The 19,527-nt window shown below is 44.2% G+C and carries 14 protein-coding genes; 5 read left to right on the forward strand and 9 right to left on the reverse strand.

Annotation, left to right across the window (positions count from 1 at the left end):
* Positions 1-376: 376 nt before the first annotated feature.
* Genes ACHLI0_RS13770 through ACHLI0_RS13790 form a run of 5 tightly spaced genes read left to right on the forward strand, consistent with a single transcriptional unit; the run spans position 377 to position 8,446 of the window.
* Complete coding sequence (locus ACHLI0_RS13770) at positions 377-3,505, forward strand: SusC/RagA family TonB-linked outer membrane protein (protein WP_490749586.1); 3,129 nt, start codon at positions 377-379, stop codon at positions 3,503-3,505.
* A gap of 34 nt (positions 3,506-3,539) precedes the next feature.
* A complete protein-coding gene (locus tag ACHLI0_RS13775; protein ID WP_008762850.1) occupies positions 3,540-5,093 on the forward strand; it encodes a RagB/SusD family nutrient uptake outer membrane protein in 1,554 nt (517 codons plus the stop codon).
* A gap of 14 nt (positions 5,094-5,107) precedes the next feature.
* Positions 5,108-6,022: a zinc-binding metallopeptidase gene (locus ACHLI0_RS13780; RefSeq protein ID WP_022471740.1), complete on the forward strand. Its 915-nt coding sequence runs from the start codon at positions 5,108-5,110 to the stop codon at positions 6,020-6,022.
* Between the two features lie 12 nt (positions 6,023-6,034).
* Positions 6,035-7,366: a DUF4302 domain-containing protein gene (locus ACHLI0_RS13785; protein WP_225700618.1), complete on the forward strand. Its 1,332-nt coding sequence runs from the start codon at positions 6,035-6,037 to the stop codon at positions 7,364-7,366.
* A gap of 15 nt (positions 7,367-7,381) precedes the next feature.
* On the forward strand, positions 7,382-8,446 hold the full coding sequence (locus ACHLI0_RS13790) for a BACON domain-containing protein (RefSeq protein WP_008767467.1): 1,065 nt from the start codon (positions 7,382-7,384) through the stop codon (positions 8,444-8,446).
* A 118-nt stretch (positions 8,447-8,564) separates the two neighbouring features.
* On the opposite strand, the gene queG is transcribed toward ACHLI0_RS13790, so the two are convergent.
* The 9 genes from queG to purD form a co-directional block, all read right to left on the reverse strand.
* Entirely contained in the window at positions 8,565-9,596 is a 1,032-nt protein-coding gene (gene queG, locus ACHLI0_RS13795) for a tRNA epoxyqueuosine(34) reductase QueG (RefSeq protein ID WP_490749395.1), read from the reverse strand.
* 75 nt (positions 9,597-9,671) lie between these two features.
* Positions 9,672-10,286, reverse strand: coding sequence for a polysaccharide deacetylase family protein (locus tag ACHLI0_RS13800; protein ID WP_016269215.1), 615 nt, complete (start codon positions 10,284-10,286; stop codon positions 9,672-9,674).
* A 102-nt stretch (positions 10,287-10,388) separates the two neighbouring features.
* Positions 10,389-13,763 carry a protein O-mannosyl-transferase family gene (locus ACHLI0_RS13805; protein WP_061473792.1) on the reverse strand — a complete coding sequence of 1,125 codons (3,375 nt, stop codon included), beginning with the start codon at positions 13,761-13,763 and terminating at the stop codon, positions 10,389-10,391.
* A gap of 418 nt (positions 13,764-14,181) precedes the next feature.
* Complete coding sequence (locus tag ACHLI0_RS13810) at positions 14,182-14,973, reverse strand: metal ABC transporter ATP-binding protein (RefSeq protein WP_008767471.1); 792 nt, start codon at positions 14,971-14,973, stop codon at positions 14,182-14,184.
* Between the two features lie 59 nt (positions 14,974-15,032).
* On the reverse strand, positions 15,033-15,959 hold the full coding sequence (locus ACHLI0_RS13815; protein WP_011108714.1) for a metal ABC transporter solute-binding protein, Zn/Mn family: 927 nt from the start codon (positions 15,957-15,959) through the stop codon (positions 15,033-15,035).
* A 2-nt stretch (positions 15,960-15,961) separates the two neighbouring features.
* A complete protein-coding gene (mnmC2, locus tag ACHLI0_RS13820) occupies positions 15,962-16,720 on the reverse strand; it encodes a tRNA (5-methylaminomethyl-2-thiouridine)(34)-methyltransferase MnmC2 (RefSeq protein WP_490749396.1) in 759 nt (252 codons plus the stop codon).
* A 46-nt stretch (positions 16,721-16,766) separates the two neighbouring features.
* Entirely contained in the window at positions 16,767-17,246 is a 480-nt protein-coding gene (locus ACHLI0_RS13825; protein WP_490749397.1) for a YqaA family protein, read from the reverse strand.
* A complete protein-coding gene (locus ACHLI0_RS13830; protein WP_490749398.1) occupies positions 17,231-18,241 on the reverse strand; it encodes a hypothetical protein in 1,011 nt (336 codons plus the stop codon). The genes ACHLI0_RS13825 and ACHLI0_RS13830 overlap by 16 nt, the downstream gene beginning before the upstream one ends.
* A complete protein-coding gene (gene purD, locus ACHLI0_RS13835) occupies positions 18,241-19,515 on the reverse strand; it encodes a phosphoribosylamine--glycine ligase (RefSeq protein ID WP_011108718.1) in 1,275 nt (424 codons plus the stop codon). The genes ACHLI0_RS13830 and purD overlap by 1 nt, the downstream gene beginning before the upstream one ends.
* Between the last annotated feature and the right edge of the window lie 12 nt (positions 19,516-19,527).

A 19,527-nucleotide genomic window follows, 5' to 3' on the forward strand; every position in this document is an offset into this window, starting at 1 on the left:
TTAATTTTCTTTTCATAAACACTCTTTATTATTATAAGAATTAGTAAGTCGCTTATTTTCGCTTAGTGCTATTTTGCAAATATAAGCACATATTTATAAATACAAAACAATTATTCAAAATAAATTTGAAAACTATTGCAAATACATTATGATAGTTATGAAAACAAATACATATCATCAAACTATCATAATGTCATATTTCTGTCAGTATATGCAAATTTAGCCTTGTTTAAATAATCATTATGTCATCTAAACACTCCTTTTTATCTTTAACTAAGCCTTGAATAATATAAAATTATATTAGATATAATATTAGTATGAAATAGGTATAGGAGAATATGATACGATTATGTGTTAAGTAAAAAAGAGAAATAAAATAAGTTCTGCTAGAACTTTGAAGATTAGCTATATCGGATTGAAAACTCAGGAGGTCCCCATAGAAGCAGGAACGATAAGAATTCTGATGAAACCAGATGCAGAAGTTCTGGAGGAAGTAGTGGTAACCGGCATGCAAAAAATGGACAAACGCCTTTTTACTGGTGCAACTCAACAATTAACAGCTGATAATGTAAAATTGGATGGTCTCCCTGATATTAGCCGTGGACTTGAAGGCCGTGCTGCGGGTGTGTCAGTCCAGAACGTATCCGGTACGTTTGGTACTGCTCCTAAAATTCGTGTACGTGGTGCTACTTCCATTTATGGTAGCTCCAAACCATTATGGGTGGTGGATGGAGTTATTATGGAAGATGCTATTGATGTGGGACCTGATGATTTATCTTCAGGTGATGCTGAAACTCTGATTAGTTCGGCTATTGCTGGTTTAAATTCCGATGATATTGAGAGCTTTCAGATTTTGAAAGACGGTTCAGCAACCTCAATCTATGGTGCACGTGCAATGGCAGGTGTAATCGTTGTTACTACAAAGAAAGGTAAAGCCGGAGTCAGCAAAATTAATTATACGGGTGAGTTTACTACGCGTATGGTGCCCTCATACAAAGAGTTCAATATTATGAATTCTCAGGAGCAAATGGGAATATATAAAGAATTGGAGCAAAAAGGTTGGTTGAATAGTGCTGATTTATTTCGTGCAAAGAATTCAGGTGTGTACGGACGTATGTATAAACTGATCGACCAGTTTAATGAAACGAATGGTCAATTTGGGCTGATGAATACTTTAGAAGCACGTAATGCTTATTTGACCGAAGCCGAAATGCGTAATACCGACTGGTTTGATGTATTATTCTCAAATAATATTTCACAGAATCACTCTGTAAGTATTACTTCAGGTTCTGATAAATCATCTTTTTATGCGTCATTGAGTGCCATGCTTGATCCGGGATGGTATAAGCAGAGTGAAGTGAAACGTTATACAGCCAATTTGAATACGACTTATAATATCTTAAAGAACCTAAGCATAAATTTGATATCAAGTGCTTCTTACCGTAAACAGAATGCACCAGGTACCATGAACTCATCATTGGACGTTGCGGCAGGTCAGGTTACACGTGATTTTGATATCAACCCCTATTCATACGCACTGAATACTTCGCGTACATTAGACCCTAATACAGATTATGTGGCTAATTATGCTCCATTTAATATTCTCCGTGAATTGGACAATAATTTTATTGAGTTGAATGTTGTTGATGTAAAGTTCCAGGGGGAGTTGAAATGGAAGGTGTTGCAGGGTCTGGAAGTCAGTGCGCTGGGTGCTGTGCGTTATCAATCATCATCACAAGAACATAATATAATGGATGATTCTAATCAAGCAATTGCTTATCGTACGGGATTGGACGATGCTACTATTCGTGATGAAAACGACTGGTTGTATAAGAATCCAGATAACCCATATGCATTACCTATTTCGATTCTCCCTGAAGGAGGTATTTATCAGCGTCAAGATCGTAAGATGTTGGGACTGGATTTCCGTGGTACTGTATCCTGGAATCATCTATTTGCAGAAAAGCATATAACTAATCTTTTTGCAGGAATGGAAGTAAATGATCTTCAACGCTCTAACTCTTCATTCCAAGGATGGGGTATGCAATATTCTATGGGTGAGATTCCATCATATGTTTATCAGTATTTTAAGAAAGGTATTGAGACTGGAGAAAAGTATTATTCTATGGGGCATACTAGATATCGGAGTGTAGCTACATTTGCAAATGCTACTTATTCGTATGACGGACGTTATACGCTGAATGGTACTTTCCGCTATGAAGGAACTAATAGAATGGGGCGTAGCCGTTCTGCTCGTTGGCTGCCAACGTGGAATCTTTCTGCAGCGTGGAATGTTCATGAAGAGAAATTCTTCCAATCACTTCAACCAACGCTTTCAAATTTGACATTTAAGGCATCTTACTCATTGACAGCTGATCGTGGTCCGGCTGATGTAACAAATTCACAAGCTATTATTAAGAGTTATTCACCTTATCGTCCTTTCACTGATATTCAAGAAACGGGTCTTCATATAGTGGATTTGGAAAATAGTGAATTAACGTATGAAAAGAAGCATGAATTGAATATAGGAGTGGATGTAGGTTTTATTAATAATCGCATTAATCTTTCAGCTGACTGGTACACGCGCAATAACTATGACCTGATTGGGTTGATTCCAACACAAGGAGTGGGAGGTACTATTTATAAATATGCCAATGTAGCTACAATGAAGTCACATGGTATTGAATTTACCCTTTCAACCAGCAATATTAAAACGAAAGACTTCTCATGGAATTCTGATTTTATTTTTTCTCATGCTAAGAATGAAGTTACTGATTTGCGAGGACGTACTCGTATGATGGAACTTGTTTCGGGAAATGGATTTGCACGTGAAGGATATCCTGTGCGCGGGCTTTTCTCCATTCCTTTTGCAGGTTTGGATGAAAAAGGTATTCCTATGTTCGATATCAATGGAAATATAACATCGACTGATATTAATTTCCAGGAACGTGAGAAGTTAGATTATTTGAAATATGAAGGTCCGACAGATCCTACAATAACTGGTAGTTTCGGTAACGTTTTTGCATATAAAGGGTTTAAACTCAATGTATTCATGACTTATTCATTTGGTAATGTTGTTCGTTTGAATCCATATTTTAATTATAAATATTCCGATTTGAGTGCTATGCCTCGTGAATTCAAGAATCGTTGGACGCTTTCTGGGGATGAGGCAAAGACTAATATTCCTGCAATCTTGAGTAATCCGCAATATGAAGCAAACCGAACATTGTATAAAGCTTACAATGCTTACAATTATTCTACAGAGCGAATTGCAAAAGGTGATTTTATCCGTATGAAAGAAATCTCACTTTCTTATGAGTTTCCTAAGAGCTGGATTTCTGCTGCGAAGATTTCCAATCTTTCTTTGAAGTTACAGGCAACTAATTTATTCCTTATTTATGCAGATAAGAAATTGAATGGTCAAGATCCTGAATTCTTTAATACTGGTGGTGTAGCTTCACCGGTGCCACGTCAGTTTACATTAACTCTGCGTTTAGGATTGTAAGAGAATGATTTTAATAATAAAAAAAAGATTAAAGATGAGACGAAATCAATTATATATTCCATTGTTCATCGCAACGCTTGCTATTGTCGGTAGCTCTTGTAATGATTTTCTTGACGAATTACCAGATAACCGGACGGAGCTGAATTCTGAGCAAAAAATAGCTAAAATGCTTGTTTCTGCTTATCCGGAAGGATCTGCGAATGAACTGTTTGAACTTTATAGTGATAATACCGACGATAACAGTGCCAGATATTCTTATTATAAGTTATCTGAGGAAGAGTGCTATAACTGGAAAGATACCCAGGAAGAATATCAGGATACGCCTACAAATCTTTGGGAAACCCATTATATAGCTATTGCTTCTGCTAACATGGCTTTGGAAGAGATTGAGAAACGGGGAAATCCGGAATCGTTGATGCCGCAGCGAGGAGAGGCTCTTGTTTGTCGGGCGTACAATCATTTTGTATTAGCAAATATTTTTTGTAATGCTTATAATACTCATGCATCACAGGAATTAGGTATTCCTTATATGACTAAAGTTGAAACAACTGTGCAACCACAATACGGGCGGGGTACTTTGCAGGAGACTTATGAGAAGATTGAGAAGGACTTATTAGATGGTATGGCTCTTATTTCCGATGATAGTTATTCTGTGCCGAAATATCATTTCACAAGGAAAGCTGCATATGCTTTTGCTGCACGTTTCTATCTTTATTATATGAAGCCTGACTTTTCTAATTGTGATGAGGTGATAAAATATGCAGATCGTGTGTTGGGAAGTGATCCTGCTGCCGAATTACGGGATTGGGAAGCGTTGGGAAAACTCTCTGCTAATGATAATGTACAGCCCGACGCATATATTGCTTCTACAAGTAAGGCTAACTTGTTGATAGGTAGTACCGTATCTAACTGGGGTATTATTCTGAGTAATTACATGACAGGAAAACGTTATCTACATAATAAGTTAATTGCTTCTTACGAAACATCACGTTCTTCCGGATTATGGGGTATCCCTGACCGCATGTATATGCAGCCTTTTACAACATCGGGCTATGAATGCAGTATGTTGAGAAAGGGCGGTTATTATGCTGGTGACTACCTGTATTATATGCCTGTGATTTTCTCTACAGACGAGACTTTGCTTTGCAGGGCTGAGGCTTATACGCTGAAAAAGAACTATCCAATGGCTGCTGCAGATCTTACTACATGGGAGAAAGCATATACTTCTAATAAGCAAACTTTAACTCCGGAGATGATAAATGAGTATTATGATAAGATGGATTATTACAATCCGACACAAAATCCGACTCCCAAGAAAAAGCTTCAGCCTGATTTTACTATTGAATCAGGTATACAGGAGAACTTTATTCACTGCATTCTGCATATGAGACGTATTGCTACTTTGCATGAAGGTCTGCGCTGGCCGGATATTAAACGTTATGGAATTGTTATCTATCGCCGTTCTATTGCTAATAACAATATAGTCGTAACAGATGAAATGCCGGTAAATGACGCAAGACGTGCTATGCAAATTCCTAAGAGTGTAGTTCTGGCAGGAATGCAACCCAATCCACGTACTGAAAATTAAAAGGAGGAAATAATATGAAGAAATATTATATTTATATACTAACGGCTGTTTTGCCCATTCTTTGGGGAGCCTGTAATAATGGTGATGATATTGACACTAAGCATAGTATTTTTTCGACAGAACCAGTGGAACATAATGGTTTTGATGAATGGTTGCTTGCTAATTATACATATCCGTATAACGTTGATTTTAAGTATCGTATGCAGGATATTGAAAGTGATCATAAATATAATCTGGTACCGGCGGATTACGATAAATCGGTTGCCTTGGCCAAGATTATCAAGCATGTATGGATGGAGGCATATACTGAACTTGCCGGACCGGCTTTTCTTCGGTCTTATGTGCCAAAAACTTTTCACTTGATAGGTTCTCCGGCTTATGATAGCAGTGGTACGAAGGTGTTGGGTACTGCCGAGGGAGGAAAGAAGATAACATTGTACGAAGTGAACAGTCTGGACTTTGAGAATGTCGATATCGAAGTTTTGAATGAGTATTACTTTAAGACGATGCACCATGAATTTGCACATATCCTGCATCAGAAGCGTAATTATGACCCATCGTTTGATCGCATTACCGAAGGAAAATATGTTGGTTCCGACTGGTATTTCTATGTTGCTGAAAATGGAAATTCATATTTGCGAGAGGATGCGGATGCATGGCCGGAAGGATTTGTGACGGCATATGCGATGAGTGAGGCAAGAGAAGATTTTGTAGAGAATATCGCCATGTATGTTACTCACGATCAGGCTTACTGGGATAATATGCTGAAGGTTGCCGGAACTGCCGGAGCGGCTATTATTAATCAGAAGTTTACTATTGTATACAATTATATGCTTGAAACTTGGGGTATTAATTTAGATGATTTGCGTGAGATTGTGTTAAGGCGTCAGCAAGAAATTCCGGAGCTGGATTTAAGTACTATTGAATAAAACAGGAAGATTATGAAAAAGAATATAATGATTTATTTGTTGATGGCTCTTGTATGCTTTGGTTTGCAATCCTGTCTTTTCCAGGAAGAGGATTATTTTGATGATTCTTCAGCGAACCGTGCAACAGAGGAAGTGAAGCAATATAGTGAGCTATTAGAATCGGCATCTAATGGTTGGAGAATGGAATATTACATAGGTCAGGACTATGCTTTGGGAGGCATAACTCTTCTGTGCAAGTTTGATGGTCAGCGAGTTACAATGGCATCTCAAGGATACGAAGGCGATGAGACTATTTCATCTCTTTATAAGGTTGTATCGGAGGAAGCTACAATGCTAACATTCGACACTTATAATGCTTTTATTCATGCATATGCTAAGCCACAAGGCGGCGGTTCCAACCCCAATGCCAACCTGCAAGGAGATTACGAGTTTATTATAAAGGAAGCTTCAGCCGAGAAAATTGTAATGCAGGGCAAAAAGTATGGAAATACGATAGTAATGTATGCGCTTCCGGATGATTTGAACTGGGAGGCATATATAAACTCTGTGAATGACGTAGAAGAGAATGCTTTCTTTATACAATATCAGTTGTTGGTTGATGGAAATTTAGTTGGTATGACGCAGCGAAGTAATTATACTTTTGTTATAGCCTATAATGATGGTGGTAACATTGTACAAGAGCAATCTCCTTTCCTTTTTACAACCGATGGCTTTCGTTTCCGGGAACCAGTTTCACTGGCAGGAGTAACTGTGCAAAATTTTGTGTGGGACCCTTCCTCCGAGCTTTTTACTTGTACTGACGAGGGGGCAACTAACGTTAAAATGAAAGGAATTTATCCGGAGGGATATATTAAATATAATGATTATCTAGGTAATTATACTCTTACCTGCAAGATGTATAAAGATAATAATTTGACAGACGAAGAATTACCAATATCTATTATGGAGGATGTAGAAAATAAGAGTTATATTCTCAGGGGACTAATTGGTGATATAGTGCTCGATTATGATAGAGGTGAAGGAATTATGTCCTTTAAGACTCAAAAGGTAGGTTATATATCAGGATATTATTTGGGATGTACTACATATTGTTATGCCATGGGATTTTATCCTACATATATTAGTTATCAGGCAGGTCTGATGTTTGGTTTTGTGGCAAATGTACAACAGTCTCCGTTTGGATTTACATTTGAGGATGATGGGGTATTCGAAGCAGTAGGTGGTGCAAAAGCTGATTATATGGCCTTCGACCGCTATTCGGCACCTGATTATAGTCAAAGTTCATATGTTCAAGGGGTGGCACGTATGTATGGAGAGATGGTCTTTATGAAAGTTGAGGAATAAATAAAAAACTAGATTATGAAAAATATACTGAATTTATACTTAATAATATTCTGCTTATTTTTTGTTGCAGGATGTTCTTCAGATGACGATGCTGCCACTGTAAAATTGACAATTATAAAATCAGATTTGGATATGAAAGCTAGTGGTGGCACTGGAACTGTCGAATTTGCAGCAACTGGAACTGTCACGGCTACGGTGAATGCCGATTGGTGTCAGGTAATCGAAGTTGCAGATCATAAAGTTTCCATTTCTGTAGATGCTAATACAGGTTATCCGGGGCGTAGCGCACAAATCGTTTTAACTGATGGTGTGAGTACGCAGCAAGCAACCATACTGCAGGAAGGAGCTATTTGGAAATATAATAGAGATGCTACCTATTTCACATTGACAGATGCTGCAGAGGAGGTCCCTGTTGAAATGTCGAGTAATTTGCCTATTCAGGTATCTATTCCAGCAGATGCTTCTCAATGGTTATCCTATGAAATGACGAGTGATGGATTTAAGTTTATTGCAAAAGAGAATCTCACTGGTAAAATTCGTTCGGCCATTGTAAAAGTGACTACTGGCATTCGTGAAATTGAATATGCTTTATTGCAGTACGATATTGATGACTTATTGGGACAATGGACAGGTGTTGTGAAAGTCGTTGCTACAGCATTTGGTATTAATCAAGTTCTTTCATTAGAGGAAAATACTCAAATTGTTAAAAATCCGGGTGGTAATGGCTATATATTCCAGCTACCAATGACAAGACTGTTGGGAGCAACGATTGTTTTAGCGGTCACCTATCAAGATGGAGCTTTAGTTATAACCACTCCACAGCAGCAAAATTATGCTTTGTCTGATGGGCAAGGAGGAGTGATGTACGGCTCAATAATAACTAAAACTGATGATGGTTTGTATTTACAGGGAAAAATTATTCTTTCTCCTGTATTAATGAATGATGGGCAGGTTGCGTTAGCTTATATTACAGATGCATATATGTCAATGGGATTATTTAAGGGAAGAGTTCCGTCTACTGCAAATTATGCAGGACTTTCTATTGATTTTCCTGCTATTTTGATGCAATATGCTGAATAATATTTTGCATGAAATACTATTTTTATATAGTGGTTTAACTGTTTGTTATGAGAAGAACTTGCATTAATTGATCCTAAGAGCTATTATCGTAAGGTAGTAGCTCTTAATATTTAAATATTTATTTAATAATCTTTATATTACGCATCAATCCACTATACTTAGCCCTTTTCACTGCGCTACCTTTGAAAATGGTTTTATATTGCTCTTCACTCAGCGAATGCCAATCATCCTTCTTCATACTTAGCAAAGAAGGAGACGGTTGAAATTCGGCTGTCTGGCAAGGAGTGGCAAAGCGATTCCAAGGGCAAGCTTTCAGACATTCGTCACAGCCATATATCTTGTTGCCCATTTTTTTGCCTACATTGAGCGAAAGTTCGCCACGATACTCAATGGTAAGATAAGAAAGACATCTCTCGGAATTGAGCCTGAAAGGAGCTTCCAGCGCTTTTGTCGGGCAGGTATTCAGGCAACGTGTACACGAACCGCATTGATTTCGTTGTGGAGAGTCATAATTATCAGCTTCCCTATCAAGAATAATTTCTCCTAAGAAGAAGCAGGAGCCGGCGTGAGGAATGATGAGTTGTGTATTCTTTCCCATCCATCCCAAGCCGGTACGCCATGCCCAATAACGTTCGAGTATGGGAGCGGTATCACAGAATATGCGGCCTTGAAGTGGAGAAGCGGAGGTTTGGGATACCGGAGCTTGGGGTGCTGAGGCGTAGTTTTCAGTATATGTGCCGATATTGTTTGTCGAGGCGATAGTACTGTCTGTTTCTTTGGAGAATGAAACTTCTTTCTCTATAAACTCAAAAAGTTCCTTCAATTTCCCCTTCATCACATCGTGATAATCTTTCCCGTAGGCATACCATGCAATCTGATACTCACCTTCGGGAAGTTTTTTTGCCGGATAATAGTTTAGCGCAACGCTGATCACCGTACGTGCCCCTTCCACCAACAAGCGTGGATCGAGCCGTTTATCCTCATAATTCTGCATATACACCATCTCTGCCTGGCAACCGTCCGCCAGCCATTGACGGAAGGCGGTAGCCACAGTTTCATCTACAGCTTCGGCAGGCGCCAGTCCGCAGGCGGAAAAGCCGAGGCGTAGTGCTTCGGCTTTAATTCGGTCTGAGGAGAGGAGCTTTTTCATAATGGATATGGATGAAAACCTTATCGGTAATTAGAAAACTTGCTGTCGGCAGGTAAAATGTTTCTTTGCCGGCAGCTAGAATACCTTGAACTCATAGCCCTCCGCTTTCAGAAACTCGATGGCACGGGGGAGGGCATATTGCAGATTCCCGTTGTTCCACGATTTCAGAGAGTCGTGGAAGGTGATGATGGAACCGTTGCGTACGTAGCGTTTTACGTTGTTCAGTACCTGTTCCGGGCGCATTCGCTTACTGTAATCGCGGGTTACGAGATCCCACATGATGATACGGTAATGGTGGCGAAGGGTATAATATTGCCGGAATCCCATGTGGCCGTGTGGAGGGCGGAACAAGTCCGAGTGGATAATTTCGTCTACCCGTCTGGTGTTGGCCAGATAATCCGGATTGGAATATTCAAAGCCGCGGATGTGGTTGAAGGTATGGTTGCCGATGCGGTGTCCGTGTTCTACCACCATCCGGTATTCGTCCGGGTGTTTGCGGATATTGTCGCCTACCATGAAGAAGGTAGCTTTAATATCGTGTTTCTTCAGTAGCTCCAGTACCCAAGGGGTAACTTCCGGGATAGGGCCGTCGTCAAAAGTCAGGTAGACTGCCCGTTCGTTTGGGTCCATCCGGAAGATGGCTTGTGGATACAGCGCTCGGAAGAACCAAGGTGGTTGTTCTATAAACATAAGAGTCTTTATTAATAAGTAACAGGTAATAGGTAATAAGTAATAACCGTGCGGTTTATGGCGCAGCTTATTACTTATTACTTAATACTTATTACTTAGTTTTTATTTCCCTTTCATTCTCGCAACATACTCATTGTATAGCTGGTCGAGTTGTTCCGAGTAATGTTTAGCCAATTCTTCTGATTTGTATTTCTCCATCAGGCGTACTTCTGCGTCAAGCAGTCCTGCGTTGTACATGAAGTTTTCGCTGGCGATAGAAAGTTGGTAATCAGTCAGGCTGAGGTACCAGATCATGTATTCGAGAGACTTGTTGGCAAGTTCGTCGATGATCTTGTTCGCTTTTTCGTTTTGTCCCAGCTGGTAGTAGGCTTCCGCCATTTGGAAGGCGCCGTTTGCCCAGTCATACGGTACGTTGTATGACGGGATCATCTTCTCGGCGTAGTCGAGTGCGGCGAGTGCCTTGTCTTTTTTGCCTTCTTTGATGAGCTGTCCTACGAGCTGTGTGAAGATGCGCCGGTGTGTGTAGCACATACGCATTACGTTTTCGTCGATGTAGATGCCCGGTTTCTCGATGCCGCCGAACTTGAACTTGTTCATCAGGTTGTCGTACATCTTTTCACTGTCGATCTTGCTGTTCAGCTTGTCCGTATCAAACGGAGTGAAGCGGTATGCCAGACCTTCCTGCGTGAAGTGGTTGTCCATGCCGAGGTGGTTTTCACTGCCTACGGTGATAGCCATGTAGATGGGACGTTCCCAGTTGGCGTTGGCAAGCATTTCGAGCATCATCAGTTCGCTCTTGTAGAGGGCGCGTTTGGGGTTGCCGTTGGCGTCTCTCAGCAAGATGGTCATGTATTCGGGGATGGAGTCGCCCAGTGCTTCCGGTATCTTCATGCCGGAACGGCGGACAGCTTCCTTGTCGATCTTCATTACGATGCTGTCGGTAGGGATGACGCGCAGTCCTTCCTTATCCGAACGAACCCAGTATTTGAGGATATTCTTCAGCTCATACGGGTTTTCTCCGAACTGTTCTTTCAGTTCGTTCATCGCTTCCGGATTTCCGTTTTCGAGCGCGCTGTCTGCCTGTGCATACATCTGGTCGATATTCTTCTTTACTTCCGGACGGATGGGGATGTATTCGTTCTGGCCTTCGACGTATTCCACACGGTCCCAAGTGATCGGGAGTGACGGAGAGTCGTAGGCGGGACGTTTCATCTGGTCGATGTACCAGTCGGTCTGCAGGTAGCTGAGGTTACAGGTACGTGCATCGGTACGGAAACCTTCTGTCTCCTGATTGTACCACAACGGGAAAGTATCGTTGTCACCATTGGTGAAGATGATTGGATTTCCTTCTTCCTGCAAGGTCATCAGATAGTTCTGACCGAAGTCACGGGCAACAAAGCGTCCGCTACGGTCGTGGTCGTCCCATGTCTGTCCGGCCATTTGGATGGGGACAAGCAGACAGAGTACTGATGCGAGAGCGGCAGCCGGAACTTCTTTCATCTTGCAGTAATCGCGTAACATACGGATGATACCTGCGACTCCCATACCCACCCAGATGGCGAAGGCGTAGAACGAACCGGCATACGCATAGTCACGTTCACGCGGCTGCGCAGGTGTCTGGTTAAGGTAGAGCACAATGGCGATACCTGTCATAAAGAATAGGAAGAACACCACCCAGAATTGCTGGATACCCCGCTGGCTGTGGTATGCTTGCCAGAAGAGTCCGATCAAGCCGAGCAGCAGCGGCAGACAGTAGAATACGTTGTGTCCTTTGTTGTTTTTGAGGTCCTGCGGAAGCAATTCCTGGTTGCCTACCAGCAGATTGTCGATAAACGGGATACCGGTGATCCAGTTACCGTGTTCTATTTCTCCGCTGCTCTGAATGTCGTTCTGCCGTCCGGCAAAGTTCCACATAAAGTAGCGCCAGTACATGAAGTTGAGCTGGTAGGAGAAGAAGAACTTGATGTTTTCCCATTGGTTCGGTACGTTCACCATCACCATTTCGCCGCATTGGTCGTATGGGACGTCATGCCCCTTGATGTCTACCCACTGCTTGTAGAGTGAGGAGTGCGCAGAGCTGTACATACGGGGGAAAAGCATATTTTGCGCGTATTCGTATTCGATACGTCCCGGCAGTTCGATGTATGAGTCTTTTTCGTCCGGTGAGGTTTTTTCTTTGCGGACGTATTTGCTTCCCGTCTGTGACTGGCGGGGGACGCAGTATCCGTCTTTCACGTCGAGTGCCACTTTCGAGGAGAAAGCAGGACCGTAGAAGAGAGGACGGGTTCCGTATTGTTCACGGCCGAGGTATTCGCCCAGCGTGAAGATATCTTCCGGAGAGTTCTGGTCCATCGGTGTGTTGGCGGTAGAACGGATCACAATCAGTGCATAAGAGGAATAACCGATCACGATCATCATGGTGCACAGCAATGCCGTATTCATGGTACGGGCGGAGATGCGCCATTTCTCTTTGATCTTTTCCTGTACTTGCGGAGCAAGATAGATGCCGAGAATTGCGATCACTACGACACCGATAAGGATGCTGCTTACGCCGTGTCCATAGAATGGAATACCCAGCAGGGCGATGGTCAGAATGAATGAGATGGCCATGCGGAGTCTGCTCTTTTCGGTGTAGCTTTCGTACACACCCCAGATAAGGGCGGCAGCAAGCAGAATGATATAGACAACAACGCCGGAGTTGAACGACATGCCGAGTCCGTTGACAAACAGCAGTTCGAACCAGCCGCCGACTTTAACGATACCGGGCACGATGCCATAAAGCACGGCTGCTACGAGTACGCCCGATCCGAGCAGGGCGAGCAATGAGCCTTTGGCAGTGGCGTTCGGAGTTTTCTTGTAGTAGTACACCAATACGATTGCCGGCAGACAGAGGAGGTTCAGCAAGTGAACACCGATACTCAGTCCGGTCAGATAAGCGATCAGGATCAGCCAGCGGTCGCTGTGAGGCTGGTTGGCCACATCTTCCCATTTCAGAATCAGCCAGAATACAACGGCTGTAAAGAGGGAGGAGAAAGCATATACTTCGCCTTCTACGGCAGAGAACCAGAAGGTGTCGCTGAATGTGTAGACCAGCGCGCCGACCAGTCCGCTACCCATGACAGTGATAAGTTGTCCTTTCGTGATGTTGTTCTCGTCGGTGATCACCAGTTTGCGTACCAGATGGGTGATGCTCCAGAAAAGGAACAGGATACAGGCACCGCTCATCAGTGCGCTCATGTAGTTTACCATCTTCGCTACGGTGGTTACATCGGAGGCAAATTGAGAGAACAGGTTCGCTACCAGCATGAAGAAAGGTGCGCCGGGCGGGTGTCCTACTTCCAGTTTATAACCGGTAGTTATAAACTCGGGACAGTCCCAAAAACTTGCGGTCGGTTCTATTGTCAGGCAGTAGACCGTTGCCGCAATGATGAATGTAAGCCAACCCACGAGGTTGTTTATAGTTCTGTACTGTTTCATTAGCACTATCTAGATTTTTCGTTAAAAAACAGATTACGTGGGCGCAAAGATAGTGATTTGTAAGGATAATGAGGCAGAAAGTAAGAAATATTAAGTAACAGAAAGGTGATTTACTTTATCTTATGTCCTTTTAGGGAAACAGTGGAATCACTAAACAGTATAAACAACGGTAGGTATGAAGATACCAATTTTGTGTCTTTTATACCAAGCAATGAATCATTTGTTGGTCAATAATACTTGCGTTGTCAGACATTAATAGCTGACTTCTCAACTGTTAATACCTGACATGTCAACTATTAACATTTGACATCTCAATCATTAACAGTTGAGAAGTCAGTTGTTGCTGCTTGATGTGACCGTTGTAAATGACTGATATGCAGTGCGGCCGTTCTTTGATGTAGCACCAGCAAATGAATGTTTAGTGATGATGATGATGTTCACCGAGAACGCGGTGTGGCAACGTGCCGTGTCCCAGCAGTTCGATAGGGCAGTTGAAATTTCTTTCCAGCCATTCTGTGGAAACGCCTGTGTCAGGGTGGTAATCCAGTGTCTCGTTGACGCAGGCGATGGATTTCACTTGTTGCAGTACAGTGCCAATGTCGTGACTGACAAGGATGATGGCGCATTCTTTGTTAATCTCCGCCAGCAGTTCGTAGAGTCGGGCTTCAAAACGTTTGTCGATATACGTGCTGGGTTCGTCAAGAATCAGTACCGAAGGGTCGGAGATGATGGCACGTCCCAGCAGTGCGCGTTGTAGTTGCCCGCCGCTAAGCTGCCCGATGGAACGGTGTTCGAGTCCTTCGAGTCCCATACGGGCGATGATATGCTTGCCTTTTTCTCTTTGCTCGGGAGTGAAGCGGGAGGTGAGGGATTTCTGGATACTTAGTCCGGAAAGTATCACTTCCTCTACCGAAATCGGGAATTTCCGGTCGATGGTACTATACTGCGGCAGATAGCCGAGGGAAAGTGAAGAATTGGAAGTGGAAAGTTGAGAGTGGGAGGATGCTTCTGTAGGGGCATGGAAGTTGATTTCTCCGGCTGTCGGTTTCAGCAGACCGAGGATGCACTTGATGAGTGTTGTCTTACCGCCTCCGTTCGGACCGATGATGCCCAGAAAGTCCCGTTCGTAAACGTTCAGGTTGACGTCGTGGAGTACGGTACGGCCGTCGTATCCGGCAGCAAGGTTCTTTATTTCGATAATCGGTTTCATATTTGGAGAATTACTTCGTTTATGTATCATTCGGTCATTAACGCTATGGAGGCCCGTTGTTATTCGGGGTCCATAGGGGTGAGAGCTTTGGCTACGTTCAGCATTTCCGTTTCCCAGTCGTAGCTTAACGGGTTGATGGGGACTACCTTTGTGCCGGTTTGCTGTGCGATGGTTTCCGCGTTGCGCTTGTCGAACTCCGGCTGGACGAAGATGACGTTTACTTTCTCCGATTTGCACAGGTCTATCAGTTCTTTCAGATGGGCGGGCGAAGGTTCCTTGCCGCCTTCTTCGATTGAAATTTGATTCAGTCCGTAGTCACGGGCGAAGTAGGAGAGAGCCGGATGGTAGATCATAAAGGCTTTGGCCGATTCTGGAGCGGAAAGTTGCTGGCGGATGAGGCTGTCGGTGTGCTGGATACGTTGGCAGAGGGAGTCGTAACGTGCCAGATAATATGCTTCGTTGGGTTTGTCGAGCATACAAAGTGCCTTGAAGGTGTTTCCGGCAAGGATGAGGGCGTTGGCGGTAGAGTTCCAGATATGCGGTTCTACGGCGTGGTTGTGCCCGTCGTGGTCATGATGTCCTGCTGCGTGGTTGTGCTCACCGTTGTTCAGAATCAGGTCTATGCCTTTCGAAGTGTCGAATACTTGGATATGAGGGGTGTTATTCATCAGTCGGTCCATCCAGGTCTGCTCGAAGCCGATGTAGCCGATGCGGAGATAGGCTTTGCTGTCTCCCAGAGAGACTAGTTGCTGAGGAATAGGGTCGTATGTCTCCGGACTGGAACCTTTCGGGACCATGCTGACTACCGTGAATTTATCACCGGCAATCGCTTCCGTGAAGTAGCGCTGCGGTTCGATAGTGACGGTAATGACCGGTTTCGCTTCTTCGCTGCCGCTTGCTTTGGACGTGCGACCCGTGCAGGCTGCCAACAGGAGGCAGGAGCCGAGAAGAAGGAGTGTTTTCAAATCTTTTAGTTGTTGTTTCATGACTATTGTATTAATATCGGGGGTTGATTCTGTTTCAGTTTTCGGGCACGTAGTATTTCCCGCTTTCCTCCCGGAGGACCGGGAAGGCGCTCTACGATAAAGCCTGCGGCCTGCAGCATACGTCGGATGACTCCTTTAGCACAATAAGTGGTGAGGATGCCTCCTTCATTTAATAAAACATATAAACGGTTAAATAGTTCCTGCGACCACATTTCCGGCTGCTTTTCCGGAGCGAAGGCGTCGAAATAGATAACGTCAAATAATAATGGAGAATGGAGAATGGATAATGGAGAATGGCTGTGCTGTGTAATCCATTCATTGACGTCGGCTTGTACTTTGCAAAGAGTGAAGTGTGGGGTAAAGGATATTTCTTCTTCCCACGGTGATGTATGAATCGCTCTGAACAGGTCGATAGGTGCTTGTTGTCCGCTACTGCTTGCTGATTGCTCATCATTCTCTTTCCCTATATATCCCAGTTGCTCCACCATCTTCCATTCCAACGGATAGAGTTCAAGTCCTGTATAATGTATATTGCGCCCGCTTCTTTCTGCTTCTTCAAGGGTAAGCCAAGCATTCAGCCCCGTTCCGAAGCCGATCTCCAGAATATGCGGAGAGGGGGCAGCGGAGGCTTTCAGGCCCATATTGATGAAAATGTGTTGGGACTCCGTACGTGCTCCTTTGGTCGAATGATAATGTTCATTCAATTCCGGAACAAATAGGGTGGCGCTCCCATCATCAGTCTTTTCAATCACTCTTTTCATCTCAAAAAACTTATTACCTGTTACTTATTACCTATTACCTGTTATTTCATCCCGCAACGACGTTCCATGCGCTTTCCAGTACGTACAGAAGCAGAATATAGCGTATCAGTTTGCCGGCAAACATAGAGGCGGTGGTGAGCCATATATTACTTCGCATAAATCCCAGTGCGATGGAGATCACCTCGCCGATGGCCGGCAGGAAGGCGAAGAATGCCATCAATGCTCCTTTCCCTTGCAGGAATTTCATCATTTTGTCTACTTTCTCCTTCTTTACTTTGAAGTATTTCTCAATCCAGCTTATTTTACCCAGACGCCCCATGTAGTAGCAGGTCATTCCGCCGGCTGTGTTGCCAAGGGCGGCAGCCAGTATGCAGGCGGTAGGGTTCAGTCCGAGTTTTACCAGTGCTACCAGTACCAGTTCGGAACTGAATGGTATAACACTCCCTGCGAGTAAGGCCGAGATAAACAATCCCGGAAGTCCCCATTCGATGAGGAGTTGTATCGTTGAGTCTATAAAAGCGTCCATACGTTAAAACCAAATAAGAGGATGAGTCCGACCATGGCAACAATGAAAAATACATTCGATGTTTTATTGTTGGTCAGTACAAAAAGGTGTCCGATCAGTATGCTGCTGCTTATCATGAGCAACGGCAGGAGATTGCTGCATTGTGACGGCTGTAGTGCAATCAGCAGGAAGAGGAAGAACGTCAGGTCTATGAGAAACTGCAAATAGGCGCGTGTACGTATCTTATCTTCGAATCCGGCAACGACGCAATGGGCGGCGCTGACGATGAACAATACAAGCAGATAACCGAGAGTCGCCAGCTCCCACGGCTGGAGTATCTGTAGGTTGAATATATCTCCAAAGGTAGCCAGTTCTTTGAAAGGATGATAGAACAGCTCCATCTGATCGTAGAAGAAAGCGTGTCCGAACAGCATCCAGTAGGGCATTGTCCATCCTATCAGCGCGCCGCAGAAACTGCGGAACGTAAGTGACTGAAAGCGATGCGCCTCAAACAGCCAGAGCACCGAGAAGAAGGTGAGCTGAGGAAAAAGAATGCTCCCTGCACCGATAAACAGGAACGAGTAGAACAGATATCCTGACGCCTGCGCCTGCTGGTAACTCTTGAACAGGAAATAGATGGAGAATAAAAAGGTTATGGCGGCAACGTTTCCGGCATATAACAGGTGCATCTCCGGACAGACGGTGACCAGCAGAAAATAGATGGCTGTCTGCACGGAAGCCCGCATACGGATGATACTGAACCGGTTGTTCAGCTCGATCAGGAAATAGCCGATAGCCGCGTAAATCAAGAAACTGACAAGATGCTCCGCCCATGCGGGGAGCAGCAACGTGCGGGCAGACTGCCAAAGCACGGAACCGCCTTCTTCGCCCGCTGTCATGGTGAGTTCGGGCAATAGGGCAGAGGTCAGCACCCAACAAAGGGTGCAGATGAAAATCGCAGCAGGGAGTGTCCACCGCCCTGCTGTGACCAGACCTTGTAGTCTCTTGCTTTTCATTATAAGTCGAATCCGATATCGCGACGGAAATACTTCTTGTCGAAGTCGATCATGTCTGCCACTTTATAGCTCTGTGCCAGCGCTTCTTCCTTCGTTGCGCCATAAGAGCAGACGGCGATCACACGTCCTCCGTTCGTTACGATTTGTCCGTCCTTCATGGCTGTTCCGGCATGGAAAATGATGCTTTCGGTAGCGGCAGCCTGTTCCAGACCACTGATAGGGAAGCCTTTTTCGTATGCTTCGGGATAACCGCCGCTGACAAGGATCACACAACCTGCCGAGCGCGGGTCCATGACCAGTGTCTTTTCATCGAGATTGCCTGCGGCTGTGCCTTCCAGCAATTCCACGAGGTCGCTCTGGATGCGGAGCATCACGCTTTCCGTCTCCGGGTCGCCCATGCGGACGTTATATTCAATCACCATCGGTTCGCCTTTTACCCGGATCAGTCCGAGGAAGATGAAGCCTTTGTAGACGATGTTTTCTTCTTTCAGTCCGTTGATGGTAGGTTCGATGATGCGGGTACGTACTTTTTCCATGTATTCTTCATCGGCAAACGGAACCGGAGTCACGCTGCCCATACCGCCTGTGTTGAGTCCTTTGTCGCCTTCACCGATACGCTTGTAGTCTTTCGCTACGGGGAGGACTTTGTAGTGTTCGCCGTCGGTAAGCACGAATACGGAACATTCGATACCGCTCAGGAACTCTTCAATTACGACTGTGGCCGATGCGGAGCCGAACATACCGCCAAGCATTTCCTTGAGTTCTTTCTTTGCCTCGTCCAGTGTGGGGAGGATCAGAACGCCTTTTCCGGCACAGAGTCCGTCAGCTTTCAGCACGTATGGGGCTTCCAGCGTTTCGAGGAAAGCCAGACCTTCTTCGAGATTTTCGGCTGTGATACTTTTATACCGGGCTGTCGGGATTTGATGACGCATCATGAAGCCTTTGGCAAACTCCTTGCTGCCTTCCAGCTGTGCTCCATTAGCGGACGGACCGATAACGGCGATATGTTTCAGTTCGGGACGATTCTGGAAGTAATCGTAGATGCCTTCTACCAACGGGTCTTCGGGACCTACTACCACCATTTCGATGTTTTCTTTCAGAGCGAAAGCGCTGATCGCTTCAAAGTCGGTAGCTTTGATGTTGACATTCTCGCCTACGGCGTTTGTTCCGGCGTTTCCCGGAGCGATGTACAGCTTTTCAACTTTCGGACTTTGGGCAATTTTCCATGCCAGTGCATGTTCGCGGCCGCCCGAGCCTAGTAATAATATCTTCATAATGAGTATTAA

The organism is Bacteroides sp. RCH18, assembly GCF_058231005.1.